This is a genomic window from Robertmurraya siralis, assembly GCF_005502275.1.
GTDB lineage: Bacteria > Bacillota > Bacilli > Bacillales > Cytobacillaceae > Robertmurraya > Robertmurraya siralis.
In genome coordinates, this window is record NZ_SWLZ01000011.1 from 17,572 (window position 1) to 43,448 (window position 25,877).

26 protein-coding genes, 1 tRNA gene, 1 riboswitch and 1 other annotated feature are annotated in these 25,877 nt (G+C 39.2%); of the genes, 1 reads left to right on the top strand and 26 read right to left on the bottom strand.

Annotated features, from left to right (window positions below; translation table 11 throughout):
• Positions 1-118: 118 nt before the first annotated feature.
• The 19 genes from leuB to FCJ93_RS13795 all read right to left on the bottom strand — a co-directional run bounded on the left by leuB (position 119) and on the right by FCJ93_RS13795 (position 17,063).
• Positions 119-1,231 carry a 3-isopropylmalate dehydrogenase gene (gene leuB, locus FCJ93_RS13705; protein ID WP_095307642.1) on the bottom strand — a complete coding sequence of 371 codons (1,113 nt, stop codon included), beginning with the start codon at positions 1,229-1,231 and terminating at the stop codon, positions 119-121.
• Between the two features lie 38 nt (positions 1,232-1,269).
• Positions 1,270-2,283, bottom strand: a complete 1,014-nt coding sequence (gene ilvC / locus FCJ93_RS13710) for a ketol-acid reductoisomerase (RefSeq protein WP_137743953.1) — start codon at positions 2,281-2,283, stop codon at positions 1,270-1,272.
• A gap of 64 nt (positions 2,284-2,347) precedes the next feature.
• On the bottom strand, positions 2,348-2,866 hold the full coding sequence (gene ilvN / locus FCJ93_RS13715) for an acetolactate synthase small subunit (RefSeq protein WP_095307651.1): 519 nt from the start codon (positions 2,864-2,866) through the stop codon (positions 2,348-2,350).
• On the bottom strand, positions 2,863-4,584 hold the full coding sequence (gene ilvB / locus FCJ93_RS13720; protein WP_095307652.1) for an acetolactate synthase large subunit: 1,722 nt from the start codon (positions 4,582-4,584) through the stop codon (positions 2,863-2,865). The genes ilvN and ilvB overlap by 4 nt, the downstream gene beginning before the upstream one ends.
• A 245-nt stretch (positions 4,585-4,829) precedes the next feature.
• Positions 4,830-5,079: a binding site (T-box leader), on the bottom strand.
• A gap of 17 nt (positions 5,080-5,096) precedes the next feature.
• A complete protein-coding gene (gene ilvE / locus FCJ93_RS13725; protein WP_095307655.1) occupies positions 5,097-5,999 on the bottom strand; it encodes a branched-chain-amino-acid transaminase in 903 nt (300 codons plus the stop codon).
• Positions 6,000-6,569: 570 nt separating this feature from the next.
• Positions 6,570-6,646, bottom strand: a tRNA-Arg gene (locus FCJ93_RS13730).
• A 335-nt stretch (positions 6,647-6,981) separates the two neighbouring features.
• On the bottom strand, positions 6,982-7,500 hold the full coding sequence (locus FCJ93_RS13735) for a metallophosphoesterase family protein (RefSeq protein ID WP_137743954.1): 519 nt from the start codon (positions 7,498-7,500) through the stop codon (positions 6,982-6,984).
• Between the two features lie 18 nt (positions 7,501-7,518).
• Entirely contained in the window at positions 7,519-8,121 is a 603-nt protein-coding gene (locus tag FCJ93_RS13740; protein WP_137743955.1) for an XTP/dITP diphosphatase, read from the bottom strand.
• Entirely contained in the window at positions 8,118-8,873 is a 756-nt protein-coding gene (gene rph, locus FCJ93_RS13745; RefSeq protein ID WP_095307658.1) for a ribonuclease PH, read from the bottom strand. The genes FCJ93_RS13740 and rph overlap by 4 nt, the downstream gene beginning before the upstream one ends.
• Positions 8,874-9,006: 133 nt before the next feature.
• Positions 9,007-10,056 (bottom strand): GerMN domain-containing protein, encoded by a 1,050-nt coding sequence (locus FCJ93_RS13750; protein ID WP_137743956.1) that lies wholly within the window; start codon positions 10,054-10,056, stop codon positions 9,007-9,009.
• A 378-nt stretch (positions 10,057-10,434) separates the two neighbouring features.
• Positions 10,435-10,824, bottom strand: coding sequence for a hypothetical protein (locus FCJ93_RS13755; RefSeq protein WP_137743957.1), 390 nt, complete (start codon positions 10,822-10,824; stop codon positions 10,435-10,437).
• The gene (locus tag FCJ93_RS13760) at positions 10,824-11,024 is read right to left on the bottom strand and encodes a helix-turn-helix transcriptional regulator (RefSeq protein ID WP_095307666.1); all 201 of its coding nucleotides are present in this window, start codon (positions 11,022-11,024) and stop codon (positions 10,824-10,826) included. The genes FCJ93_RS13755 and FCJ93_RS13760 overlap by 1 nt, the downstream gene beginning before the upstream one ends.
• A gap of 277 nt (positions 11,025-11,301) precedes the next feature.
• The gene (gene racE / locus FCJ93_RS13765; RefSeq protein WP_095307674.1) at positions 11,302-12,120 is read right to left on the bottom strand and encodes a glutamate racemase; all 819 of its coding nucleotides are present in this window, start codon (positions 12,118-12,120) and stop codon (positions 11,302-11,304) included.
• Positions 12,121-12,130: 10 nt separating this feature from the next.
• The gene (locus FCJ93_RS13770) at positions 12,131-12,586 is read right to left on the bottom strand and encodes a MarR family winged helix-turn-helix transcriptional regulator (protein WP_095307760.1); all 456 of its coding nucleotides are present in this window, start codon (positions 12,584-12,586) and stop codon (positions 12,131-12,133) included.
• A 273-nt stretch (positions 12,587-12,859) separates the two neighbouring features.
• On the bottom strand, positions 12,860-13,084 hold the full coding sequence (gene gerE, locus FCJ93_RS13775; RefSeq protein WP_019154738.1) for a spore germination transcription factor GerE: 225 nt from the start codon (positions 13,082-13,084) through the stop codon (positions 12,860-12,862).
• Between the two features lie 146 nt (positions 13,085-13,230).
• Positions 13,231-13,692 (bottom strand): acyl-CoA thioesterase, encoded by a 462-nt coding sequence (locus FCJ93_RS13780; RefSeq protein ID WP_095307683.1) that lies wholly within the window; start codon positions 13,690-13,692, stop codon positions 13,231-13,233.
• 190 nt (positions 13,693-13,882) lie between these two features.
• Positions 13,883-14,644 carry a succinate dehydrogenase iron-sulfur subunit gene (gene sdhB / locus FCJ93_RS13785; protein WP_095307689.1) on the bottom strand — a complete coding sequence of 254 codons (762 nt, stop codon included), beginning with the start codon at positions 14,642-14,644 and terminating at the stop codon, positions 13,883-13,885.
• Between the two features lie 3 nt (positions 14,645-14,647).
• Positions 14,648-16,408 carry a succinate dehydrogenase flavoprotein subunit gene (sdhA, locus tag FCJ93_RS13790; protein ID WP_095307697.1) on the bottom strand — a complete coding sequence of 587 codons (1,761 nt, stop codon included), beginning with the start codon at positions 16,406-16,408 and terminating at the stop codon, positions 14,648-14,650.
• A 43-nt stretch (positions 16,409-16,451) separates the two neighbouring features.
• Complete coding sequence (locus FCJ93_RS13795; protein WP_095307704.1) at positions 16,452-17,063, bottom strand: succinate dehydrogenase cytochrome b558 subunit; 612 nt, start codon at positions 17,061-17,063, stop codon at positions 16,452-16,454.
• A 359-nt stretch (positions 17,064-17,422) separates the two neighbouring features.
• Here FCJ93_RS13795 and FCJ93_RS13800 point away from each other — a divergent pair, with 359 nt between their 5' ends.
• Positions 17,423-17,866 carry a YslB family protein gene (locus FCJ93_RS13800; RefSeq protein WP_095307762.1) on the top strand — a complete coding sequence of 148 codons (444 nt, stop codon included), beginning with the start codon at positions 17,423-17,425 and terminating at the stop codon, positions 17,864-17,866.
• A gap of 77 nt (positions 17,867-17,943) precedes the next feature.
• Here FCJ93_RS13800 and FCJ93_RS13805 read toward each other — a convergent pair whose 3' ends face one another.
• The 7 genes from FCJ93_RS13805 to FCJ93_RS13835 form a co-directional block, all read right to left on the bottom strand.
• Positions 17,944-19,173 carry an aspartate kinase gene (locus FCJ93_RS13805; RefSeq protein WP_095307712.1) on the bottom strand — a complete coding sequence of 410 codons (1,230 nt, stop codon included), beginning with the start codon at positions 19,171-19,173 and terminating at the stop codon, positions 17,944-17,946.
• 122 nt (positions 19,174-19,295) lie between these two features.
• Positions 19,296-19,475: riboswitch (Lysine riboswitch) on the bottom strand.
• A 206-nt stretch (positions 19,476-19,681) separates the two neighbouring features.
• Positions 19,682-21,454: an excinuclease ABC subunit UvrC gene (uvrC, locus tag FCJ93_RS13810; protein WP_095307764.1), complete on the bottom strand. Its 1,773-nt coding sequence runs from the start codon at positions 21,452-21,454 to the stop codon at positions 19,682-19,684.
• Between the two features lie 303 nt (positions 21,455-21,757).
• A complete protein-coding gene (gene trxA, locus FCJ93_RS13815; RefSeq protein WP_095307719.1) occupies positions 21,758-22,072 on the bottom strand; it encodes a thioredoxin in 315 nt (104 codons plus the stop codon).
• Positions 22,073-22,301: 229 nt separating this feature from the next.
• A complete protein-coding gene (locus tag FCJ93_RS13820; RefSeq protein WP_095307728.1) occupies positions 22,302-23,279 on the bottom strand; it encodes an electron transfer flavoprotein subunit alpha/FixB family protein in 978 nt (325 codons plus the stop codon).
• Between the two features lie 87 nt (positions 23,280-23,366).
• Positions 23,367-24,140, bottom strand: coding sequence for an electron transfer flavoprotein subunit beta/FixA family protein (locus tag FCJ93_RS13825; protein ID WP_095307734.1), 774 nt, complete (start codon positions 24,138-24,140; stop codon positions 23,367-23,369).
• A gap of 165 nt (positions 24,141-24,305) precedes the next feature.
• On the bottom strand, positions 24,306-25,079 hold the full coding sequence (locus FCJ93_RS13830) for an enoyl-CoA hydratase (RefSeq protein ID WP_095307737.1): 774 nt from the start codon (positions 25,077-25,079) through the stop codon (positions 24,306-24,308).
• Positions 25,080-25,104: 25 nt separating this feature from the next.
• Positions 25,105-25,692, bottom strand: coding sequence for a TetR/AcrR family transcriptional regulator (locus FCJ93_RS13835; RefSeq protein WP_095307740.1), 588 nt, complete (start codon positions 25,690-25,692; stop codon positions 25,105-25,107).
• Positions 25,693-25,877: the final 185 nt, after the last annotated feature.

Below are 25,877 nucleotides of genomic sequence, written 5' to 3' on the forward strand. Positions count from 1 at the left end.
TTATCCCTCCTACAAAAATATTTCTAAATTAGAGCTTTATAGATAAACACGACCGTATAGGTCGTGTTCGTGTCATACTAGGTAAAATATAAAAAGACCTACTCATTAACCATGGCACTTATACGTAGCAGCCCATAATGCTTTGAATCGTTTCATTATCGAGAATGGTCGCCTTGACCTCTTCGACCATTTTTGTCGTTGTCACAAGCTTTGTTCCTACTGACACGATATCTTTAGTTCGGAAACCACTTTTTAACACTTCATTTACGGCAGCTTCAACTGCTTTTGCCTCTTCCTCGAGACCGAAGGATAGACGAAGCATCATGGCAACGGATAATATAGTAGCAAGTGGATTGGCAATATTTTGCCCTTCAATATCAGGTGCAGAGCCATGAATTGGTTCATATAAATATGGGCCACTTTCAGAAATACTCGCCGATGGCAGCATTCCCAGCGAGCCAGTCAAAACAGATGCTTCATCACTCAATATATCGCCAAACATATTTTCCGTTACGACAACATCGAATTGTTTTGGATTACGAACCATCTGCATTGCTGCATTATCGACTAGCATATGTTCAACTATTACCTCAGGATAATCTTTAGCTACCTCTTCAGCAACTTCTCTCCAAAGTCTGCTTGACTCCAATACATTGGCCTTATCTACAGATGTAACACGACCTTTACGGTTCTTCGCTAACTCAAAAGCAAGCTTGATCACCCTTGTCATCTCTGATTTTTGATAAAATAGCGTATCAACGACTACGTCACGACCATCCTGCTTCATTCGTTCACTAGGTTTGCCAAAATACAAACCACCCGTTAACTCCCGAACCATCAGCAAATCGACTTCTTCAATCACTTCTCTTTTTAATGGTGATGAATCAGCAAGGCTAGAATAATAGAGTGTCGGCCGTAAATTCGCATACAATCCTAACTCTTTACGAATCTTTAATAACCCTTTTTCTGGACGAAGATGGACAGGTAATCGATCCCATTTCGGACCCCCAACTGCTCCCAACAGGACTGCATCGCTTCCTTTGCAAAGCTCAATCGTTTCATCTGGTAATGGTGTCCCTAACTCATCTACAGAACCACCACCAATTTGTCCATAAGAGTAGGAGAACTGATGTCCAAATCTCTCTCCAACGGCACGGAGTATTTCTACGGCACCTCTCGTAACCTCTTTTCCAATCCCATCTCCCGGTAGTACTGCGATCCGTTTTTTCATCATTACCCCTCCATCCTTTCCTTATGATGTGAAAAATGTTATTTCGTCACCACTTCTTTTTTACGATTCTTATTAACAAATGGCATCATAGCACGAAGTTCTTCTCCGACTTTTTCAATGAGATGATCTTTCTCACTAGCATTAATTGCATTGAATACTGGACGATTCGCTTGATTCTCAAGAATCCATCCTTTCGCAAACTGACCGTCTTGAATATCCTTTAACACTGCCTTCATTTCTTTTTTCACTTCATCTGTTACGATCCTTGGACCTGTGACAAAATCACCCCATTGAGCTGTGTCTGAGATGGAATAACGCATTCCTGCCAAACCGCCTTCATACATGAGGTCAACAATAAGCTTTAATTCATGAAGCGTTTCAAAGTAAGCTAACTCCGGCTGGTAGCCTGCTTCTACAAGTGTTTCAAAACCGGCTTTTACCAACGCTGTTGTTCCTCCACAGAGCACTGCTTGCTCTCCAAATAAATCTGTTTCCGTTTCTTCTTTAAACGTCGTTTCCAGCGCTCCGGCTCTTAATGCACCAATTGCTCTCGCATAGGCAAGAGCTAGCTCTTTTGCCTCTCCTGTCACATCCTGATAGATAGCGAACAATGCTGGAACACCTGCATCCTCTTCATATGTCCTTCTTACTAAATGTCCCGGGCCTTTTGGAGCTACTAAAAGGACATCACAGGATTGCGGTGGTACGATTTGATGAAAATGAACGTTAAACCCATGGGCAAACATTAGTGCCTGATTCGTTAAGTTTGGTTCAATTTCTTCTTTGTATACTTTTGGTTGCAATTCGTCTGGTAAAAGAATCATTACGACATCTGCTTGGGCAGTTGCTTCCGCTACTGTATATACTTCTAATCCGTCTTCGGCGGCCTTATCCCAGGATTTCCCTTTTCGAAGTCCAACAATTACATTTACTCCGCTATCGCGCATATTTAAAGCGTGGGCATGCCCTTGAGAACCATAGCCAATAACCGCTACTTTTTTTCCTTCTAAATAATTTGGATTTGCATCTCCGTTATAGTACATTTTTGCCATTTGTCCTCTTCCTTTCGAAAATAAATATTATTTTATTTATGTTTTATTTACGGATTCGCTTAGTTTAAACGATAGAAATATTTTTCACCTGATTGCTTGAACGTTGAGTGCCTCTTAAGAACGCTGTCGCTCCTGTTCTTGCGAGTTCTTTAATTCCATATGGCTTCATCAGTTCGATAAAAGCTTCGATTTTATCAGATTCTCCAGTTATTTGAATGACAAGAGTGTCTTTGCCAACATCAACAATTGATGCTCTGAATGGCTCTATTAACGCATTCATTTCACTTCTTGTGTTCGGGGTTGACAGCACTTTGATTAATGCTAATTCTCTTGCAACAATCGATTGTTCACTAATATCAGTGACTTTTAAAACATCAATTTGCTTATTTAATTGTTTCGTAATTTGTTCAATCACTTGATCGTTCTCAACATTGACGACACAAGTTATTCTCGATACATCTTCGATTTCTGAATGGCCAACTGTAATACTTTCGATATTGTAATTTCTTTTTGAAAAAAGATTGGTGATTCGATTCAGTACCCCCGGTCGATTATTTACAGTCAACGTAATGATTCTTTTCATTTTTGCTTCACCCCTACCATTTCATTTATTCCTTTTCCCGGGGCGATCATAGGGTAGACATTTTCATTAGCGTCAATGCGGAAATCTAATAGCACTGGTTCACGGTTTTGAAGAACTTCAGCCAACACTTCTTCTGCCTTCGCTTCCGATTCAATGACATACCCTTTAATGTTGTATGCTTCAGCTAGTTTCACAAAAGAAGGCTGCACCGGATTTTTACTATGGGAGTAACGCTCTTCGTAAAATAGTTCTTGCCATTGTCGAACCATACCTAAAGCAACATTATTGAGAATAACGATTTTAATCGGTAAATTCAGTTCACGAATAACGGCGAGCTCTTGCGTACACATTTGAAATCCACCATCTCCAAGAACCGCTAACACAGTGGCATCTTTATCTGCAAGTGCAGCACCAATGCTAGCCGGCAACCCAAATCCCATCGTGCCTAAACCGCCTGAAGTAACCCAGCGATTCGCCTTCCCGAACCGATAGTATTGCGCAGCCCACATCTGATGCTGACCGACATCTGTTACGACAATGGCTTCACCATTGGTTTTTTGATAGAGCATTTCTAACACTTTTTGAGGCTTAAGCGTATTGGCGTTATTTTCATAAACATAAGGATATTCGATTTTCCAGCCTGCTAATGTTTTTAGCCATTCATGATGTGAAGGCGGCTTTCCTTCTTGAGCAATTAACTCGATTAAAGCTTCTTTCGCATCTGCTACAACTGGAATTTCCGTCGGAACATTCTTGCCGATTTCAGCAGGGTCAATATCAATATGCGCCACTGTGGCATTAGGAGCAAAATGTTTTAAGTTTCCTGTCAAACGATCATCGAATCTGGCTCCAATATTGATAAGTAGATCTGACTCGTATAATGCCATATTAGCCGTATAACAGCCATGCATCCCGGCCATCCCTAAGGAAAGTTCATGTTCAGCAGGAAATCCTCCTAACCCCAGAAGAGTATGGACAACTGGAATATTTTGCTGTTCCGCATATTCTTTTAATTGACAAGAAGCCTTGCTATGGAGAACTCCGGCACCTGCTAAAATGACCGGTTTTTTCGCCCGACTGACTGCCTCTGTCAGTTTGCGGATTTGCAAATAATTCGGCTTTAAAGTTGGCTGATAGCCTGGCAAATAGATTTCCCTCTCCTCCGGAACTTCTGTCACCGCTGTTGCAATGTCCCTCGGAATATCAATTAGAACGGGTCCTGGTCTACCAGAGGTAGCAATATAGAATGCTTCCTTTATGATATGGGGAATATCCTCAATATTTCGAACTTGGTAATTGTATTTTGTAATAGGTGTCGTAATCCCTAAAATATCAGCTTCCTGAAAAGCATCCGTCCCAATCACACCTGTTGCAACTTGACCTGTAAAGACAACAAGTGGTAGAGAATCGATCATAGCATCCGTTAATCCAGTAACAATATTTGTGGCGCCTGGTCCAGAAGTTACAATGACGACACCAGGCTTCCCCGTAATTCGAGCATACCCTTCGGCAGCATGGATACCACCTTGCTCATGTCTGGGTAATACGTGAAGAATTTTAGAATCATAGATTTTGTCGTAAATTGGCAGTACTGCACCACCTGGATATCCAAAAATGACTTCTACTTTTTCCTTTTCTAACGCTTGCAGCAAAAGCTCCGATCCGTTTAATGATTTGTTCTCAGCCTTAGTATTTGTTAAGGCGGTTTCCTGTAACATTCCTTGCCCTCCTCTTTCCTTAGCTATTTTTTTCAAAAATTAAGGCGCTTTTCGCAGGCAATATTGCGACTTGCATAAACGATGGATAGCATCGCAAGCGCCGTGCAAAACCGATAATCATGCTTTGAATTTTGCAAGAAGTGCAAATGTCTATTTCTGACCATTTGCGTAAGCAGTTGATCCATTAAAAAAATTGACAATATAAAAAACCCTTCCACCCCTCGTAAGCCCAGTTAAATCTAGGCAAAAGGGATGAAAAGGCTTTGTAGCATTTCCACGGTACCACCCTTGTTCATGCTCTCTGGCATGCACTTATGGCTATTATCTAGCCGTTTTGATAACGAGTGTTGCCACTCGACTGTCCCTACTAGAAACTCTTTCAAGACAGCACTCTGAGGTGAGTTCATTTTATGCTGTGACCACCGGTTCTCAGCATTTCCGGCTCTCTGTCGATCCACATAACATAAAACTACTTATCCTCTTCGTCGCTTTTCCATATAATTTTTTTATCCCTAACTTACACGTGGTGTCGTTTCGCTATATACCTTAACACCATCCATGACAACTCGTTCTCTAAATTTCGCTAATAATCGGTTTGTGTGTACTCCAGGAGCACCATCACCAATTACTCTCCCATCCACTTTCACAACCGCAATTACTTCTGCAGCTGTACCAGTAAGAAAAACTTCATCTGCTGTATACACATCGTGTCGTGTAAATGGTTCTTCTTTAACCTCGTATCCAAGTTCTTTTGCGATATCAATGACAGCATTTCTAGTAATTCCATCAAGTGCACCAACATAACCTGGAGGAGTTAAAAAGCTGCCGTCTTTGAAAATAAAGACGTTATCAGCCGATCCTTCTGCGACATAGCCTTGATCATTTAACATGAGCGCTTCACTCACATTCGCTAAATGAGCTTCTATTCTAACTAATACATTGTTCAAATAATTAAGTGATTTTACCTTTGGACTTAATACATCAGGACGATTTCTTCTTGTTGCCACGGTAATAATTTCAAGCCCTGTTTCATAGAGTTCCTTTGGAAAAATGGATAATGGCTCCACAATGACGATAACACTTGCTTTTGCACACTTATAAGGGTCCAACCCAAGATCGCCGACTCCCCTAGAAACGACGACTCTTATATAAGCATCTTCAACATTGTTCTTTTCAACCGTATTCGCAATGATTTCTGTTAACTCATCTTCCGTATAAGGAATCGTAAGCAGAATCGATTTTGCAGAGTTGTACAAGCGCTTCATATGCTCTTTCATCCTAAAAATATTGCCACTATATACTCGAATTCCTTCGAATACCCCATCCCCATAGAGGAAACCATGGTCATAAACAGATACCTTGGCATTTTCTTTCGTGACATATTGATCATTTAAAAAAATCCATTGCTCTGACACGAAACCACCTCTTCGCTTTAATATAAAACCGCTTTAAACGACTGAAATTTAATGTTAAAAAAAGATATATCTTAAGATTCAAAAAATTTTCAGCACCTATGTTTTTTAGCTAGTTCATTTCTCCGTGAATATTTATTTGAGGACTATCTTACTCGCATTTTCCGCCTTCGTCAACAGTATTTTTGCGAATTGTGCGATTATTTATATTTATCTGTCTAATTGGATACGCTTACATTATTGATGTGACGATATTCCTGTCTGAGAAAATTTTTATATTTTTTTGATAATTCAAATTGATTTTTTCCACTTAGAAAAAGGCTTATTTTTTTGATGTAAGTATAATAGAAGAAAGATGGATTTTATGTAAGAAAATCTAACATGAAAGAAAGCGCTTAAATAATTGCTGAAGTTTAATGAAATTGAAAAAAGTTATATCATTAGTTTTTGATATTTATCGGTATTGTTTTTGGCTCATTTTATCAACATTGCTTAACAAAGGCTGAAAATAAAAAAACGTTAAGTCACATGAGATGCAACTTAACGAATATGTACAAAATTGGTGTGTGTAAATGGCGTCCCAGGAGAGATTCGAACTCCCGACCGACGGCTTAGAAGGCCGTTGCTCTATCCAGCTGAGCTACTGGGACAAATCATATAATCATTATTTAATTTTGTGCACTCAAAAAATATTTCGTTCGCCATACTACGAAAAGTGCGGCTTCTTTCTGCAAGGACATTTTTTATTATATTGTGCTAATAATTAAAAGTCAACAGGAAAATTAAGTTTTTTACGTTTTCTTTTTGACGGAAAGGGGGGGAAATGCTCTCCCCCATAGGTTATATAGCTCTTACTTTTCATATTTAGGTCGCAAGCACGGAGCATTTAATAATATATTAGCGATAATTTTGTTATATCGGCGAAATTTAAGATTTATTAGCGATATTACAATTACAATTATAATCGTAAATACTAAAAAAACCGCTAGCGCTCTAACAAAAATCTTTGATGCAAGTCCGTCATTTCTCCTGAATCATAGTCATACACATGAAGGTCGACTGTTGTACCTTGAATGTTCAGAATCACATAAGTTCTCTCTCTTCTTCCCCTCGGAAGCCGGAGACTGCCAGGATTAATAAATAACTTATTTCGCACCATTTCCGCTCCTAGTAGATGGGAATGACCAAAACAAACAATATCCGCATTTACTTCTTCAGCACGATATTGGAGCTGTATGAGCGATGACTTCACAGAAAACAAATGACCGTGTGCAACGAAAAGACGAAACCGATCAAGATCTTTTATTATCTCCTTTTCAAAGTCATTGCCAAAATCGCAATTTCCCCTTACTACATGAAAACCTTGAAGCTCCTTATCCTGCTTTGAGAGCTCAGAATCCCCACAGTGAATCATTAAGTCGATGTCTTTTTCATGTCTAGCTTTCAATTCAGTCAACTCTTTTCGCTGACCGTGGCTGTCACTAACGATTAACACTTTTGCCATATTCCCGCACCTTCTATATCATGCATTAAATTTCCCTGATTGGATGATTTCTTCTAATTTTTTCAACGCATTGGCCCGATGGCTGATCTGATTTTTTTCGCTTGGTTCAAGCTCTGCCATCGCTTTTCCTAATTCATTGACAAAAAATATTGGATCATAGCCGAAGCCATTGACTCCTCTTCTAGTTCTCAAAATCACGCCTTCACAAGTGCCATTTACTGTAAATGTCTTTCCATCTGGTTCAGCAACCGCTAAAGCGCAATAAAACCTCGCTGTCCTTTCCTCATCCGGGACTTCTTTTAATTGCTCAAGTACTTTATCAATATTCGCTTCATCATCTTTTGCCAAACCGGCATAGCGTGCAGAGTAAATACCCGGCGCTCCATTAAGCGCATCTATGACCAGCCCAGAATCATCAGCAATAACAACCTGGCCAGTTCTTTCAGCGACTGCTTTTGCTTTTATTATGGCATTTTCCTCAAAGGTTTGGCCCGTTTCCTCAATATCTTCGATTTCATCAAAATCTAATAATGTTTTTACCTCATAACCGAGAGGCTGAAACATTCTTACAAATTCCAGTGCTTTACCACGATTTTTTGTAGCTATAATAATCGTTTTCATTTTGTTCCATTCTCCTCGATTTTTGCAGTGGCTTCTTCGCCAATTGCTTCCCTTTGGTGCTCAAATATTGCGCTTATTCCCTCTTGGGCAGCCTTTAACAATTGCTGTAATTGCCCGTAGGAAAAGGTGGATTCTTCTCCAGTACCTTGAACTTCAACAAACTCACCATTCCCCGTCATCACAACATTCATATCCACATTCGCATTAGAATCTTCTATATAATTTAAATCTAAAACAACATTACCATCTTCAAGAATGCCAACGCTCGTCGCTGCTAAGAAATCCTTGATCGGGTATTTAGAGAGCTTTTTTTCAAGATAGAGCTTATGTACCGCTTCAGTCATCGCAACGAAAGCACCCGTGATAGAAGCCGTTCTAGTCCCTCCATCCGCTTGAATAACATCGCAATCAATCCAAATCGTTCTTTCGCCGAGAGCATCCAAATCGACGACTGCCCTTAGCGCTCTTCCGATCAGACGTTGAATTTCCATTGTTCGTCCAGTTATCTTTCCTTTCGCTGCTTCTCTTATATTACGCTGTCCTGTAGCACGCGGCAGCATGGAGTATTCAGCAGTAATCCACCCTTTCCCTTGACCTCTCATAAAAGGCGGTACTTTTTCTTCAATACTGGCTGTGCAAATTACTTTTGTCTTTCCCACAGTAATTAGTACAGAGCCTTCAGGATGCATCAAATAATTTGTATCAATCTCAATAGGGCGCATCTGGTACGGTTGTCTTTCATCTGCTCGCATACTCATTTTCCTCCTTTTCCCAATTGTTCCCATCAAAAAAGCACCATAATGAAAGGAACAATAAAGAAGAGGTGGCTATGAATCAAGCCACCTTCTTCTGCTGTCCTATTTATAGTATATCAAAAAAGAGTTTTTAAAAACTAATTGTATTTACTTTTTCAGGTCTTGTCACAGGTTCTACAAGCTTTTCTCCATTTTCCTTTACAAGCTCGGCTTCTCCATCAACCATTACTTCCACACTTTCAATTCCGTCCTGCTCTGTTAAGGATAAGACAAGCATGTTTAAAACATGTTCAGAAATAATTTTTTCCTCAAAGCTCCCATAAATAGATTCATTGAAGTTCAATGTCACTTTCCCTTCTTCAATTTTCGGCTCCTCAAGCAATTCGACATCAGGTGAGAAGTCATTGATTAATGTCGATGAGTAGCTCGGCCCTTTAACCAGTTCAGCAACAACACCTTCTACATTGTTTTCCTCAACTCGGCGTGTAACTGGCACGTAATAATAAGAACCTTCTTCGCCTGAAACATAGTATACAGTGGCTGCTTTCGTATTGGTAATATCAACAACGTCTGTCGTATCAAGATTAATCCCATTTTCCCTGCTAACCGTTTTTCCAATCGGAGTTCCTGCAACCGGCATTTCAGTTAGTTCATGGCCATTTAATTTCAATTTAACATTCTCCACTGAGTCAAACTGGGTTACAGTCCATGTAACCGCCTCTAAAATCTTCAATTCATCCTCAGGTTTATAATTTTTAAATTCATTAGAAAAGTCTACAACTGCAGTATTGTCTGTAATATCGACGCTTACCTCCGTTTCAGCAGGCAGTACAGCTGTAAAGCCATTCGGAAGCATATCCGTAACTGGCCCTCCTTCAACTAAATACTCAAGAGCTTGCTTCGCAACCGACTCCGTTTTCGGTAATGAAAAAGTCTGTGGTACTACATAGCCGTTCTTATCGAATAAATACAGTTCCGTCTTCACACTACCTTCACTTGCCTCTTCTGTATTTTCCTCTCCTTCCGTTCCCTCTATTACCTGGCCATCATCCGTGTATGTAACCGTTTGTGGCGGATCGATTTTCTCCTTTTCCTTCCCCTCCAGCAAGCCACAGCCAGACAAGAGAACAGATAAAGTAATCATTGATGTTAGTACAATTGTTCTTTTATTAATGGACATGCATATCCCTCCAAAGACAGTTTGTACTAACATATATACGAGCTTAATTTTAAATTAGACCGTTTCGCAACAAAAAAATTGGACAATCGAAAATCATTCTGAATCATTGCCAAGTCTACTGTTATTTTTTCAATCAACACTTCCAGTCTCAATGAATGATTTGCATTAAGATTTAAAGCCCCTCTTACCAATCTCGGCCTAAACGGACCCACAAAACAAGTTTTAATACTGGATTCTACCAAAAGCCTGTAATCGTACTCAATTTCTTTCCTATCGAAAATTTTCAGATAGGTTAAGAAAATTGAGCAACATTTTCACCTATTCATAATATGAAAATGACTATCAAGACAACTCAAAGCATTCATCATTCATCTTTATTTACTGAAACTTTTTAGCGACAAAGAATTCGACTAAAGGTAGTAGAATCATCGCTAAACCTAATATTGCTAACAGAAAGACATTGATTGTACCATTTACTATTTCGTCAGCTGCCACAGCAATCAGAATTAAGAATAATAGAATGAAATAGCTGATTTTTGAGCTTTTTTCTGTAATTCGTTGACCAAGTTCCTCCTCGATTAGTATTCCGTCTTTCTCTTCTTTATTTCCCCATGTGATTGTCGATAAAAACATCATTAATAACGTGCCAATTACGATAACTTCTTGGAAGCCAACTGCTTTTCCCGTAATAATATTAAAAATTGTGTAGCCTATTACAATTAGAGTAGCTGTACCAATTACTACAGCACCTATTTTTCGTGTCTTCATTAAATTTCCCCCTCATCACAAAATAAATGATCAACTGTCATCTCCAAAGTTTTCGCAAGCTTAAAAGCTAATTGTAAACTTGGGTCATATTTGTTATTTTCAATCGCATTAATTGTTTGCCTACTCACATTACATAAATCAGCTAACTTCCCTTGGGAAATGCCTTTCTTTTCCCGGCATTCTTTTATTCTATTTTTCATATGAACAGCACCTTCAAATCAAAGTGAATGTAAAACATATTTTACACCCATATTATAAAATAAGACGAAACAGGATGTCAAAGATCTTTTACATGTGTTCTCCTTTTAATATTTATGTGTTTTATGATTCTATTGATATTAGCTCATTTCGTGAGAAATCTTAGTCCCTCACATTTTTTAGCTATAACCAAAAAATAGCTTTGACTCGAAGAAAATTTTTTTCTTTGAGTCAAAGCAAACATGAGCCATAAATTTCCTGACATAAAAAAAAGCCCCCTTACAGGAGGCTTTCAGTCTTGCTTTCAATTTTGATTGTTTGCACATGAAGGATGCTTTTCCCTAACCATTGGCATGCTATTTTAGAAAAAATGCTGCTTGATCCGGTCGTGTAATACTCATGAGCAGGAACGGCGCTATTAGTTGTTAAAAGACCTTTATAATAAAGAATACTGCTCACCTCTCGTGCAGTTTCTTCACCTGAGCTTATTACTTTTACACTTTCGCCCATCATCGATTTAATAATCGGTTCTAGTAAAGGATAATGAGTGCAGCCGAGAATAAGAGTATCCAGCCCTTGATTCTTTAACGGAGCAAGGGTTTCTGCCACTACCCGTCTGGCAACAGGCCCATCGTATTCTCCACTTTCTACTAATGGAACAAATTTGGGGCAGGCTAATCCGCTGACTGAAACAGATCCGTTGATAGACTTTAAGGCTGTTTCGTATGCTCTACTCTTTATCGTTCCCTCTGTGCCAATGACGCCAATTTTATAATTCTCTGTCACCTTTAATGCAGAAATTGCTCCTGGATAAATAACACCAAGCACAGGAATTGGCAATGTCTGTCTAATTTCTTCCAAAGCAACAGCCGTTGCTGTATTACAAGCAATGACAAGCATTTTTATATTCTTCCCCAATAAAAAATTGGTCAGCTGCCATGTAAATTTCTTCACTTCTTCGCCCGTCCGTGGACCATATGGACAGCGGGCTGTATCGCCCAAATAAAGAATTTTTTCATACGGTAATTGGCGCATAATTTCTTTCGCAACTGTTAATCCGCCAATACCAGAATCAATAACTCCAATTGGTTGTTCCAAATAACTCGCCTCATTCTCGCATATCTTGATGTAATCGCATTAAATTATCTTTAAGCGCAATAACCTCTTCCGCAGAAAAATTTCGCAATACCTCTTGAAGGTACGCTTGACGTTTTTTGATTACTTCATCAATAATTCGTTCACCTTCCTCCAAAAGGTGTATTCGCACAACTCTTCGATCATTCGGATCTTTCACACGCTTGACAAGCTCATTTTTTTCCATCCGATCAACCAAATCTGTTGTCGTGCTGAATGCTAAATACATTTTATTCGATAACTCCCCGATTGTCATGTCTCCTTCCTCAAAGAGCCATTGCAATGCGACAAATTGAGGAGGAGTAATCGTATAGTTACTCAATATCTCTCTACCTTTTTGCTTAATAATTCCAGCTATGTATCGCAAGTCTTTTTCAATTTCCGCAACAATATCTAAGCCGTTGTTCTCTTGTATTTCCTCACGCTCCATCATTCCACAACTCCCTACTTTTAAAATACTACACAAGTTTTATTTCCATATTTAAAATCAAATGTGTAATGATTGATTAAACCCGTTCAAACATGCTTTTTCTTTTATTTTCTACTTTTTTCACATAAATTTCAAGCAAAATTCGCAGCGAGAATGTCGAAGTATGTCGAACAAAACAATTTTCACTAAACCAAAACCGTTGTTGAAATCGATTTTTGACTGAAGCGATTTTACGAGTAAACCGGCTTCCAAAAATGGATAGCCGGTTTGCATTTAAAGTTCTAGCTCTCCCATTCGAAGGAGTTCTACAACTGCTTGTGAACGCCCCTTAACACCGAGTTTTTGCATGGCATTCGAAATATGATTCCGAACCGTTTTTTCGCTGATAAACAGTTCACTAGCGATTTCTTTCGTTGTTTTATCTTGTACTAATAGCTCGAATACTTCTCTTTCACGTTTGGTGAGTAATGGCTTGTGAGTATATTCATTCTCCTTCAAGTATTGTAACCCTCCTTGCCTTCGCCAGCTATGAACAGCGGGATGGGTATATATTTAGTCACCATATCATATGTGAAGGGAACTATCTGAGTGACAACAATCCTTTAAAGGAGTTTTATATTTAAAAAAAATGTGCGGATGCGGAGTTATTGAATCAATTCGCCCTCCAACATTGCTGCCTTCACTTCACTTGACCAAGGAATACTTTTACCCGTTTTCTTAGAGACTTGAACAATCGTTCCTCTTCCAACAAAACAAATCTCTTCATTTTCTCTTTTTCCCATATAGTGAATATCAACTGAAGAAGTTCCAACACTATGAGCCCTAACATATATCCGTAGCTGTTCATCAAAGTACACTTGTTTGAGGAAATCACATTGCAGATCGGCGACAACAATGATCGCCTCACGTTTTCCATCAAGCCAATCTGTCATCATGCCCTTGCTTTTAAAATATTCAATTCTTGCTTCTTCATAATATGTAAAAGGCACAGTATTGTTCAAATGTCCAAACATATCAGTTTCAGAAAATCGCACTTTCACTGGATAATAAAAATCGAAGCGATGTTCCCAAGTTGCCAAATCTTCAATATAGCTTATTCTACTCATCTTATCTTTCCTTCCGTCAAGAAATGAATGACTATTCATTCATTATACTGCATGATCGAAATTTTGAAAATATTTAAGCTCGGAGCTCTTTATTTTTGGACAGTGCACTTTACAGTACTATCGATGAGAAATTCGCAATGAATAACGCAAAAAAGAGTATTCCAAACATATGGAACACCCTTTTTTCAAATTATACTTGGTCGCTACCGAAGAAGTTCTTAAATGATTGCAATGTAGTATCCCTGTTTAATGCAGCAATGGATGTTGTAAGTGGAATTCCTTTAGGGCAGGACTGAACACAGTTTTGAGAATTCCCACAGTTTGTAAGACCGCCATCTTCCATAATGGCATTTAAACGTTCTGCTTTATTCATTTCACCAGTTGGGTGAGCATTAAATAGGCGCACTTGTGAAAGTGGTGCAGGACCAATGAAATTTGATTTGCTGTTTACATTCGGACATGCTTCGAGACAAACTCCGCACGTCATACATTTTGATAGTTCATATGCCCATTGGCGCTTTACCTCAGGCATACGCGGTCCTGGTCCCAAGTCGTATGTCCCATCGATTGGAATCCAAGCCTTCACTTTTTTCAAGGAGTCAAACATTCTACTTCTATCTACTTGTAAATCACGGACTACCGGGAAAGTACGCATTGGTTCAAGCCTTATCGGCTGTTCCAGTTGATCAACGATTGCGGAACAAGATTGTCGAGGCTTCCCGTTGATAATCATTGAACATGCTCCACAAACCTCTTCTAGACAGTTCATATCCCAAGTTATCGGAGAAGTTTCTTTTCCTTCCGCATTTACAGGATTACGTCTGATTTCCATCAGTGCAGAAATCACGTTCATGTTGGGACGGTACGGTACATGAAATTCTTCCTGATATGGTTCAGAATCAGGAGAATCCTGTCTAGAGATTATGAAATGGACGGTGCTGTTTTCTGCCATCTCTTATTTCTCCTCCTTTTTCTTAGAGTAATCGCGCTTACGAGGTGCGATAAGGGAAGTATCAACTTCTTCATAGTGAAACTCAGGCGCAGTTTTCGCATCAACAAATTTTGCCATTGTTGTTTTTAAGAAATCCTCATCATTTCTCTCCGGAAATTCCGGCTTGTAATGAGCTCCACGACTTTCGTTGCGGTTATAAGCACCGAGTGTAATCACACGAGCAAGTTGGAGCATATTTTGAAGTTGACGAGTAAAAGTCGCTCCCTGATTACTCCATTTTGCCGTGTCATTAATATTAATATTTTCAAAACGCTCTAACAGCTCTTGAATCTTCTCGTCTGTTTTTAACAGTTTATCATTGTAGCGAACAACCGTTACATTATCTGTCATCCATTCGCCAAGCTCTTTATGGAGAACATATGCATTTTCTGTTCCGTTCATGGACATAATTTGATTCCATTTTTCTTCTTCTTGTTGGACATAGCCTTCAAATAGTGAAGAAGAAAGAGAATCAGCACTCTTTTCAAGTCCGTTAATATACTTCACTGCATTTGGACCAGCTACCATTCCACCATAAATAGCAGACAGCAAAGAATTAGCCCCTAAACGATTCGCTCCATGCTGTGAATAATCACACTCACCAGCAGCGAATAATCCAGGAATATTCGTCATTTGGTCATAATCAACCCATAAACCACCCATAGAATAATGAACGGCAGGGAAGATTTTCATTGGTAATTTACGAGGGTCCTCACCGGTAAATTTCTCATAAATCTCAATAATTCCACCGAGCTTAATATCAAGCTCCTTAGGATCTTTATGAGAAAGATCGAGGTATACCATATTCTCGCCATTAATTCCTAATTTCTGATTCACGCAAACATCGAAAATTTCACGGGTTGCGATATCACGCGGAACAAGGTTTCCATAAGCAGGATACTTCTCCTCTAAGAAATACCATGGCTTTCCATCTTTGTATGTCCAAACTCGGCCACCTTCACCACGAGCAGACTCACTCATCAGGCGAAGCTTATCATCTCCCGGAATTGCAGTAGGGTGGATCTGAATGAATTCACCGTTTGCATAATATACTCCCTGCTGATAAGCAATGGCCGCAGCAGAGCCTGTATTAATGACTGAATTAGTCGACTTACCGAAAATAATTCCGGGACCACCTGTTGCCAAAATCACTGCATCTGCGGGGAAGGATTTAATTTCCATTGAAGTGAGGTTTTGAGCAACGATTCCACGACAAATTCCTTCATCATCGATAATCGTCCCTAAAAATTCCCAGCCTTCAAACTTATTTACTAAACCGGCAACCTCATGGCGACGAACTTGTTCATCCAATGCATAAAGTAGCTGTTGTCCTGTCGTTGCCCCAGCAAATGCTGTACGGTGATGCTGTGTCCCACCGAAGCGACGGAAATCAAGCAAACCTTCAGATGTACGATTAAACATAACCCCCATACGATCAAATAAATGAATAATGCCAGGTGCTGCCTCACACATTGCTTTTACTGGCGCCTGATTTGCTAAAAAGTCACCGCCATAAATCGTATCATCAAAGTGAATCCAAGGAGAATCCCCTTCACCTTTTGTATTTACAGCTCCATTAATACCGCCTTGGGCACAAACAGAGTGAGAACGTTTTACCGGCACCAATGAAAATAACTCCACAGGTGTTCCATTTTCTGCTGCTTTAACTGTTGCCATTAAGCCGGCAAGTCCTCCGCCGACTACAATAATCTTACCTTTACCCATGCGTTTTCACTCCTTTATTTCCTCTTGCTACATGTCTACTAATCTATGAAACGAATGCGAATATTGCGCGAATTCCTACGATTGAAAGGGCAATGAAGATACCGATTGTGACATATGTTGAAATAAGTTGTGATCTCGGTGTCACTGTAATCCCCCAACTTACAGCAAAGGACCATAGTCCATTGGCAAAGTGAAAAATAGTTGAAACTACCCCAATTATGTAGAACCACAGCATAAATGGATTCGATAAAATATTCTCCATCATATTGAAGTTGACTTCAGCTCCAAAAGCAGCCGCTATTCTTGTTTCCCAAACATGCCACACAACAAAGATTAACGTGACAATTCCGGTAAAACGTTGAAGAACAAACATCCAATTCCGGAAAAAATTATATCTACTCGCATTATTTTTTGCTGTAAAAGCAATATAAATGCCATAGATAGCATGGAACAATAACGGTAGGAAAATAACAAAAATTTCAAGAACATAACGGAATGGCAATGATTCCATAAAGTGTGCTGCTTTATTGAAGGAATCTGCTCCCTTTGTAGCAAAATGATTCACTACAAGATGTTGGATAAGAAACAGTCCAACTGGAATAACCCCTAGCAATGAATGCAATCTGCGATAAAAATACTCTCGATTACCCGCCATAAATTTACCCCCTTTAAATTTTGAAAGCTCTAGCGGTCACTTCTCCCTATTCCCCTTAAAGAGAATATGTATCAGCTAAATTGAAAAAATGTCGAATAATTTTTTACAATTATGTGACAAGTCCATTTTACTCTCTCCCTCTAAGACCGTCAAGAAAACGTATACACAAAATACCCTATAAAAACAAAATCTTTCGACTATATAAACAAAATATCCCCGCATTTGTGTCACTTTTTTTCGATATATTAGAATAACAAAATTTGCTAATATACTGACGATTGTTTTTTTATATTTCGTGCGTAAAACAGTCAAAAATGTATATAATAGAATCATAGAAAGAGGGGAGAGCATTGACTGAAATGATTACTTCTGAAAATACACATCCATCAGAACCCAAAAATGTTCCAGCATTTGGGTATGAACTGATTCGAGAAATTTTAATACCAAGTCTTCTCGGAAAAGAAACTTCCGCCATTCTTTATTGGGCCGGTAAAGATTTGGCGCGTAAATTCCCACTAAATAGTTTCGATGAAACAGTCGATTTCTTCGAAAAAGCTGGATGGGGATACTTAACCATTAAAGAAGAGTCAAAAAATGAGCTTCTAGTAGAATTGACAAGCCCTTTAATCTCCGAAAGACTTCGAAAAAAAGAAATCTCTACCTTTCAACTGGAAGCAGGATTTTTAGCTCAACAGGTTGAAGCTCAAAAAAATGTCGTTGCTGAAGCATATGAACATCCAAAGAGACGAGCCAAAAAAGTTGTGTTCACGATAAAGTGGGACAATAAAGATACGATCGAATAGCATACCTCTATTAATCGATAACCAGTTGTTCATAAATGGAGCCAAAAAGCACTAGCATGCTTTTTGGCTTTTTTCTTTTATGATTTCACTGTTGTACCTGCTAATTCAAAAGCTTGATGTAATGAATCTACAGCACGGATCATATTTCCCTCTTCTACAACAGTTGAAACCTTTATTTCAGATGTACTGACCATCTTTACTTCAATAGACTCATTTGCCAGCACTTCAAACATTTTCGCAGCAACACCTGGATTTGAAACCATACCTGAACCAACAATTGATACTTTTGCTAGATCTGATTCGAATTGCACATTCTCATATTTTAGACTTTCCTTATTGTCCGCTAAAACCTGCAGCGTATCCTTTAGATCCTCTGAATGGATAGAAAATGATAAATCTGTTGTATTTTTGTTCGTTGTACTTTGGATAATTATATCAACATTAAGGTGATTATTCGCCAATGTCGTAAAAATCGTTGATAAGCTTGATAATGTATTGGATAAACCTAATACGGTAACCTTTGTAATTTTATCTTCAAAGGCAATCCCCCGTACTACTAAATTTTGCTCCATTTTTCCTTCCTCCTCGATGATTGTTCCTGATTCCCTTTCCATACTGGAGCGTACTTCTAAAGGAACATGATAATTTTTAGCAAACTCAACCGCTCTCGGATGCAAAACTCCAGCACCTAAATTAGCAAGCTCTAGCATCTCATCATAGGAGATCGAGAGTAATTTTCGAGCTCCTTTTACATAGCGAGGATCAGTCGTAAAAACCCCTGTAACATCCGTATAAATATCACATTTATCCGCTTTTAATGCTGCCGCAAGCGCAACCGCTGTCGTATCAGACCCTCCACGCCCTAATGTAGCTATCTCTCCATCGGCCGTAGCCCCTTGAAAGCCAGCGACAATGACAACTTTTCCTTTTGCAAGTTCAGCTTGTAAGCGGGTGCTTTCAATATTTAGGACACGAGCATTCCCAAATACTGGTTCTGTTTCAATCCCCGCTTGCCAGCCTGTAAATGAGATCGCATCATAGCCTTTATGTTGTAATGCCATTGCTAACAGCGAAATTGTAATTTGTTCCCCGGTTGTTAAAAGCATATCCATTTCCCTTTTGCTTGGACTAGATGTAACTTCCCCTGCAAGCGACACAAGCTGATCTGTTGTTTTGCCCATAGCAGAGACTACTACGACAACATCATTGCCACGATTCTTTTCCTCAATGACTCTTTCTGCCACATTGAGAATTCTTTCTGAATTTCCTACAGAGGTTCCCCCAAACTTTTGTACAATTAATCCCATGCCGTTCCCTTCTTTCTTCCCAGTATGTCCATCATAGTTGAACAGGCAATAAAAAAGCAGTGAGATATTATCTCACTGCTGCGCTGTAATAACGTAAAAAAACAAGGTATTACGTCTTCGCAAAGTAAGATAGCTCTCCAAGACAAACAAGTCTTGACAATTCTGCACCTATTCAGTCACAGAACCAGCAAAAAAAGGAATGAGCCTTTCTTCACTTCGGCGCCCACCCCTTTCAAGACTTTTCTTCGAAACTCATCTTTCTCCAAGCCCTTACTCTTCGTGTCCGCACCTCTACCTTCACTTTATTAATTCGGCCTTTCCTTGCTTTTAGATCACTTCTAAAAAATTTGAAAAGTACCGTACAAATAAATTTGTATTACTGAACTACCTCTTAGATGTAAATGTCGATTTTGGACATTTACAAAAAAATTTTAGAGATCAGCAATTAACAAGTGATAGCGATATAAAATTGTCCTAATTATAGCACAGCTATTTTATGAAAACAAACTCATTCCTGTAGTTTTTTATATAGGTTCTCTGCTATATTCGCTGGAATTCCCAGTTCTCTGAACTGTTCAACCGGTGCTTCTTTCATTTTTTTCACAGATCCAAAATACTTCAATAACTGCTTTTTTCTCTTCTCTCCAATTCCTGGTATGCCGTCCAAAATGGATTGGAAAGCGGTTTTTCCCCGTAATTGACGATGGAAGGTAATCGCAAATCGATGTACCTCATCCTGAATTCTTTGCAGAAGATAAAACTCTTGACTGTTCCTTGCCAAAGGAATGATTTCAAGAGGGTTGCCATATAAAAGCTGTGACGTCCGGTGCTTGTCATCCTTTACTAAACCCGATAGAGGAATATCTAATCCCAGTTCATTTTCAAGCACATCCCGAACTGCTTCTACATGTCCTTTTCCACCATCAATTATAATTAAATCTGGTAGCGGCAAATGTTCCTTTAATACTCTCGAATACCGCCGTCTAACCACTTCCCTCATTGATTCATAATCATCGGGACCTTTGACTGATTTGATTTTATATTTGCGATACTCCCGTTTTGCCGGCTTTCCGTCAATAAAAACAACAAGTGCTGAGACTGGATCTGTCCCTTGTATATTTGAATTATCAAAAGCTTCAATACGCCGTGGAATCGAAATGCCCAGTTCGTTTCCTAATTGTTCAACAGCTTTAATCGTGCGCTGTTCATCCCGTTCCACAAGAGAGAATTTTTCCTTTAACGCAATTGTTGCATTCTTTTCAGCAAGCTTGACGAGGTTCTTTTTTTGACCGCGTTTTGGCTTTGTTATCTTTACGTTTAAAAGTTTTTCCGCGAGTTCCTCATCGACCTTTTCTGGCAAAAGAATTTCTTTCGGTTTAAAATGGCTTGCCTCATCATAGAAACGGCCCAGATAGGTTAGAAATTCCTCTTCCGGTTCATTATAAAAAGGGAACAGTGAAACATCCCGTTCAATCAGCTTCCCCTGTCTGACAAAGAAAACTTGGACGCACATCCAGCCCTTATCTACTGCATAACCGAATACATCTCGATCAGTAAAATCAGTTGACGTCATTTTTTGTTTTTCCATTGTCGACTCAATATGCGCAATTTGATCACGAAATTCCTTTGCTCGTTCAAAATCAAGCTCTTCAGAAGCCTTTAGCATTTTTTCCGTTAATTCTTTTTTGATTTCTTGATAGCCACCATTTAAAAACCTCGTGATTTCTTCAACCATTTCACGGTATGTCGTTTCCGGCACCTCATTGATACATGGTGCTAGGCACTGACCTAAATGATAGTATAAACAAACACGATCAGGGAGAGTCGCACATTTGCGAAGAGGATAAATACGATCGAGTAATTTCTTCGTTTCATTTGCAGCCCCGACATTGGGGTAAGGGCCAAAATACTTCCCTTTGTCCCTTTTAACCTTTCTCGTTGTAATTAAGCGGGGGTGGCGCTCTGCTGTAAGTTTAATGAAAGGGTATGTTTTATCATCCTTTAACATCACATTATATTTCGGATCATGTTTTTTAATTAAGTTTAGTTCAAGCAAAAGTGCTTCCATATTAGATGAGGTTACGATATATTCAAAATCCTCAATTTCATTAACGAGCACTTGCGTTTTTCCATTATGGGAGCCAGTAAAATAAGATCGCACCCTATTTTTAAGAACCTTCGCTTTCCCAACATAGATAATTGTTCCTTGCCGATCCTTCATAAGATAACATCCCGGCTGGTCTGGAAGAAAAGCTAATTTGTTTTTTAAATTGTCGTTCATCATAAATCTCATCCCAACTTTGCAATTCTTGAGATAAATATAACATAACTAGCAATGAAGTGCTTGCAAGAAAAGCGCAGGGCGTACCTGCGCAGTAATTATCGTTCGTTTTGTTCCAGCGGGATGAAGCTTCCCGTCTATTCTCGAGGCAAGGTCAACTTACAAGGCAAAAATCCAAAGTGAACTCACCAAAAGCTAGAAACTCCAAGTACCGATTTTTTATTTGTAGCTAAAGACAAGATGCACTCATTAAACGAAAGCGATAAAAAAGCTTCCGACATGGTCTGCCGGAAGCCTTAATTTTTATAAGTGTGAGTTTAAACGTTCAGCTAAAGCCTCTTTTGGCTGGAAGCCAACCACTTTGTCTACAACTTCCCCATCTTTGAATACCAATAATGTAGGAATACTCATCACACCAAACTTAGCTGCTGTTTCTTGATTATCGTCGACGTCAAGCTTAACGATTTTCAACTTTTCTCCAAGTTCTGAATCTAACTCCTCAAGGACAGGAGCAATCATTTTACAAGGACCGCACCAAGGTGCCCAAAAATCAGCTAGTACTACACCAGAGCCTGTTTCAGTATCAAAATTTTGGTCAGTTACATTTGTAATTGCCATTATATATTTACCTCCTAAAAATGAACTGGCTATGAATTTGATCACATGCCCAACTTCATAGCAATTTTCTGTAAAGCTATACTATCGACAGTATATCACCGTTTATGCTATGATGCGAATAATTTGTTCGAAAGTAATTTTCCCATAAATCTCGCATCTATTCATGCTGTCCTTCACATCCACCTATATAAATGAAACGAGCGGTTTCATACACCGCTCGTTTCATTATTTAGGCATTCACTTTCAATTTCTTGAATTCTTCTGTCAGCATTGGAACAACTTCAAACAAGTCCCCAACAATACCATAATCTGCAACATTAAAGATATTTGCTTCTGGATCTTTATTAATCGCCACGATGACTTTTGAATTGGACATGCCTGCTAAATGTTGAATCGCTCCAGAAATTCCACAAGCAATATAAAGATCAGGTGTTACAACTTTACCCGTTTGACCGATTTGCAATGAATAGTCGCAATACTCTGCGTCACATGCACCTCGAGATGCGCCAACAGCTCCACCAAGCACATTTGCAAGTTCTTTTAGCGGTTCAAATCCTTCTTCACTTTTAACTCCGCGGCCCCCAGCGACAACCACTTTCGCTTCAGAAAGATCAACCCCTTCAGTTGCTTTTCTAACAACCTCTTTGATAATTGTTCGCAAGTCTTTAATATCAACCGCTAGAGTAGAAACTTCTCCTGTTCTCGATTCATCCTTCTCTATTGGAGCAATATTATTCGGACGAATGGTTGCAAATATCAAACCATCTGTCACAATTTTCTTTTCAAAGGCCTTTCCTGAATAAATTGGACGAGTAAAGACAATATTTCCACCTGTTACTTCAATGCTTGTGACGTCCGAAATTAATCCCGAATGAAGTTTGCTCGCAATTTTCGGTGAGAGGTCCTTCCCTAAAGATGTATGACCGATAATAAGCCCTTGAGGCTGCTCTTCTTCGATAACAGCTAATAACCCTTGAGCATATCCATCTGATGTATAATGGGCCAATTTTTCATTTTCAACGACAACGACTTTGTCCGCACCATTTTTTATTAATTCTTCAGCTAGAGGCTGAACTGAATCCCCCAGTAAAACACCGACCACTTCGCCGCCTTCAGCGACTGTCTTGGCAGCGGAAATTGCTTCATGCGATACGTTACGCAATTGTCCGTCACGGACTTCACCTAACACTAAAACTTTTCTAGCCATTTCGATTCCTCCTGTGTAATAGATTCAGAGATTAACATCATAATTTTTTTACAAGGTCTTTATTTAATTCGCACACGCTTCTTAAACTCAAACTACTTTTGCCTCATTATGAAGAAGATCCACTAATTCCTTCACTTGGGCGGAAAGGTCTCCTTCCAGAACTCTCCCTGCTTCTTTCTCGGCTGGTAAGAAAATTTCAATCGTTTTAGTCTTCGCTTCAACGTCATCCTCTTCCAAATCAAGATCATCCAGTTCAAGCTCGTCTAAAGGTTTCTTCTTTGCCTTCATAATCCCTGGCAAAGATGGGTAGCGTGGTTCATTTAAGCCTTGTTGAGCTGTGACAAGTAAAGGCAAGCTTGTTTGAATGACCTCTGAATCACCTTCTACATCCCGGACAATAGTCACTTCCGAACCATCTATTTCTAATTTTGTAATGGTCGTTACATATGGAATTTGAAGAAGTTCTGCAACACGCGGTCCAACCTGACCTGAACCGCCGTCAATCGCAACATTTCCGCCAATGATTAAATCGGCCTCTTTATCTTTTAAATATTCTGCAAGAATTTTTGCTGTTGTATACTGGTCGCTATCTTCAAGCTCATCTTCAATATTGATCAGTACTCCCTTGTCTGCACCCATTGCTAATGCAGTCCGCAATTGCTTTTCAGCTTCTTCATTCCCAACCGTAACAACTGTCACTTCTCCACCTTTTGAATCGCGAATCTGAATTGCTTCTTCTATTGCATACTCATCATAAGGATTGATGATGAACTCGGCACCATCCTCATTAATTTTGCCACCAGCAATGGAAATTCTCTCTTCTGTATCGAACGTTCTTTTCATTAATACAAAGATGTTCATGATTTTCCCTCCTAATATATTCCGGATAGATGATTCGGTTTAAGTCTTTTTTCCTATGTTAAAGAGGCTTGGAATGCAAGCTCTTAAACGCAATACGAATTGTTAACGCTCTCAAATTATAGAATAGAAAATGTTTTCAAAAAATTTAGTGTGAAATAAAATGAGTTATCTACCTTTAAATACAGGCTTCCTTTTTTCAAGAAAGGCAGCAATTCCTTCTTTTGCATCTTCTGAGCGGAATACTTCGCCAAACAATTCAGCTTCTCTTTTAACCCCTTGATAAAATTCCTTCGTTTTCGAATAATTCAACAGTTCAATTGTTGCTTTCAAAGACAATGGACTTTTCTTCGCAATTTTCTGCGCCATTGCCTGCGCCTTTTCCAACAGTTCATCTTCGTGATAAGCATGATTGGCTAAACCATATTGGACTGCTTCTTTACCTGTAATCGGGTCACTTGTAAACATCATTTCAGCAGCCATCGCTGCTCCTACATATCGAGTCAGGCGTTGAGAGCCTGCAAACCCTGGAATAATTCCTAGCTGTAATTCCGGCAACCCTAATTTTGCGGTTTCAGACACAAGCCTGAAATGACAGGCCATTGCTAACTCTAACCCACCGCCAAGAGCCGCACCATGAATGGCAGCGATAATCGGCTTCGGAAAAGTCTCCATTCGTTCAAATAGTTCCTGACCATTTGTTCCTAGCCTTGCAAAGTCTTCTCCAGACTGGACTGAGGTAAATTCCTTTATATCTGCTCCAGCAGAGAAAAACCTCCCTTCACCATGAATCAAAACAACCCGAATCTCTTCGTTTTGTTCTAATTCATTTAATACCTCGGCTAGTTCCTTAATGACTTCTGAAGACAAAGCATTGGCAGGTGGACGATTTAGTTTAATCGTCGCGACATTTTGCTCATCTGACCAGCTTAAATAGTTCATTTACCTTCCCCCTTATATTTTGCCATTATTGCTCCCCACGACAACCATTTAGAAGCAGCTTGTGAACCGGTGCTGCGAGCGCTTGTAAATCATATTTCAAATCATTCATCACCCATGTTGTCGCTGTTTCATCCATTGTTCCAAAAATCATTTGCCGGGCAAGTCTTAAGTTTAAGGCCGCAGCAAACTCTCCATTTTCCTTACCCTCCAATAATATTTGGTCGATAACTTTTAAATACCCTTTTAATACTTGATTAATCCTCAGGCGAAGCTCCTTGTTGGATTGCCGTAATTCTAGCTGTGTGACAATGGCTAAATGGCGATCTTCGGATAGAATCTTAAAATGCGTTTCTACCATCATTAATAATTTCTCTGCCGCTGTGGCCTTTCCTGCAATTTGCTCTTCAATTTTTTCGACAAAGCTTCCCATTTTTTCTTGAAAGAGAGAGATGAGAATATCTTCTTTATTTTTAAAATATAAATAGATCGTACCATCTGCTACCCCTGCCTGCTTCGCAATTTTGGACACTTGGGCCTGATGATAGCCGTTCTCGGCAATCACGATGACAGCAGCATCTATAATTTGTTTGTATTTTGGTTTATTCTTTTTCAACGAGATCTCTCCTTCCAAGAAACACAGACATATGTAACATTGTGATATCTATCCTTACCTTAAGGCAGCAATTTTTTAAATTGCTTTTTAAGCATCTAGTGGAAAAATGTTATGAACAAGGGCTTTGACCTTTATTTTCACACAGATTCTAACCTTTATAATCTAAACACATGATATAATCGATT

Coding starts and splice junctions, on each gene's coding strand:
- FCJ93_RS13780 (WP_095307683.1), bottom strand. CDS start 13,692: ATGAGTAGAATAAGCTATATTGAAGATTTGGCAACTTGGGAACATCGC.
- FCJ93_RS13750 (WP_137743956.1), bottom strand. CDS start 10,056: ATGTCCATTAATAAAAGAACAATTGTACTAACATCAATGATTACTTTA.
- uvrC (WP_095307764.1), bottom strand. CDS start 21,454: ATGAACGACAATTTAAAAAACAAATTAGCTTTTCTTCCAGACCAGCCG.
- FCJ93_RS13800 (WP_095307762.1), top strand. CDS start 17,423: ATGATTACTTCTGAAAATACACATCCATCAGAACCCAAAAATGTTCCA.
- FCJ93_RS13825 (WP_095307734.1), bottom strand. CDS start 24,140: ATGAACATCTTTGTATTAATGAAAAGAACGTTCGATACAGAAGAGAGA.
- rph (WP_095307658.1), bottom strand. CDS start 8,873: ATGCGAGCAGATGAAAGACAACCGTACCAGATGCGCCCTATTGAGATT.
- trxA (WP_095307719.1), bottom strand. CDS start 22,072: ATGGCAATTACAAATGTAACTGACCAAAATTTTGATACTGAAACAGGC.
- ilvC (WP_137743953.1), bottom strand. CDS start 2,283: ATGGCAAAAATGTACTATAACGGAGATGCAAATCCAAATTATTTAGAA.
- sdhB (WP_095307689.1), bottom strand. CDS start 14,644: ATGGCAGAAAACAGCACCGTCCATTTCATAATCTCTAGACAGGATTCT.
- ilvB (WP_095307652.1), bottom strand. CDS start 4,584: ATGTTACAGGAAACCGCCTTAACAAATACTAAGGCTGAGAACAAATCA.
- FCJ93_RS13820 (WP_095307728.1), bottom strand. CDS start 23,279: ATGGCTAGAAAAGTTTTAGTGTTAGGTGAAGTCCGTGACGGACAATTG.
- sdhA (WP_095307697.1), bottom strand. CDS start 16,408: ATGGGTAAAGGTAAGATTATTGTAGTCGGCGGAGGACTTGCCGGCTTA.
- ilvN (WP_095307651.1), bottom strand. CDS start 2,866: ATGAAAAGAATCATTACGTTGACTGTAAATAATCGACCGGGGGTACTG.
- FCJ93_RS13830 (WP_095307737.1), bottom strand. CDS start 25,079: ATGAACTATTTAAGCTGGTCAGATGAGCAAAATGTCGCGACGATTAAA.
- FCJ93_RS13735 (WP_137743954.1), bottom strand. CDS start 7,500: ATGGCAAAAGTGTTAATCGTTAGTGACAGCCACGGTCAGCGAAAAGAG.
- FCJ93_RS13770 (WP_095307760.1), bottom strand. CDS start 12,586: ATGGAGCGTGAGGAAATACAAGAGAACAACGGCTTAGATATTGTTGCG.
- FCJ93_RS13795 (WP_095307704.1), bottom strand. CDS start 17,063: ATGGCGGGTAATCGAGAGTATTTTTATCGCAGATTGCATTCATTGCTA.
- FCJ93_RS13740 (WP_137743955.1), bottom strand. CDS start 8,121: ATGAAAACGATTATTATAGCTACAAAAAATCGTGGTAAAGCACTGGAA.
- FCJ93_RS13805 (WP_095307712.1), bottom strand. CDS start 19,173: ATGGGATTAATTGTACAAAAGTTTGGGGGAACCTCTGTAGGAAATTCA.
- leuB (WP_095307642.1), bottom strand. CDS start 1,231: ATGAAAAAACGGATCGCAGTACTACCGGGAGATGGGATTGGAAAAGAG.
- FCJ93_RS13755 (WP_137743957.1), bottom strand. CDS start 10,824: ATGAAGACACGAAAAATAGGTGCTGTAGTAATTGGTACAGCTACTCTA.
- FCJ93_RS13760 (WP_095307666.1), bottom strand. CDS start 11,024: ATGAAAAATAGAATAAAAGAATGCCGGGAAAAGAAAGGCATTTCCCAA.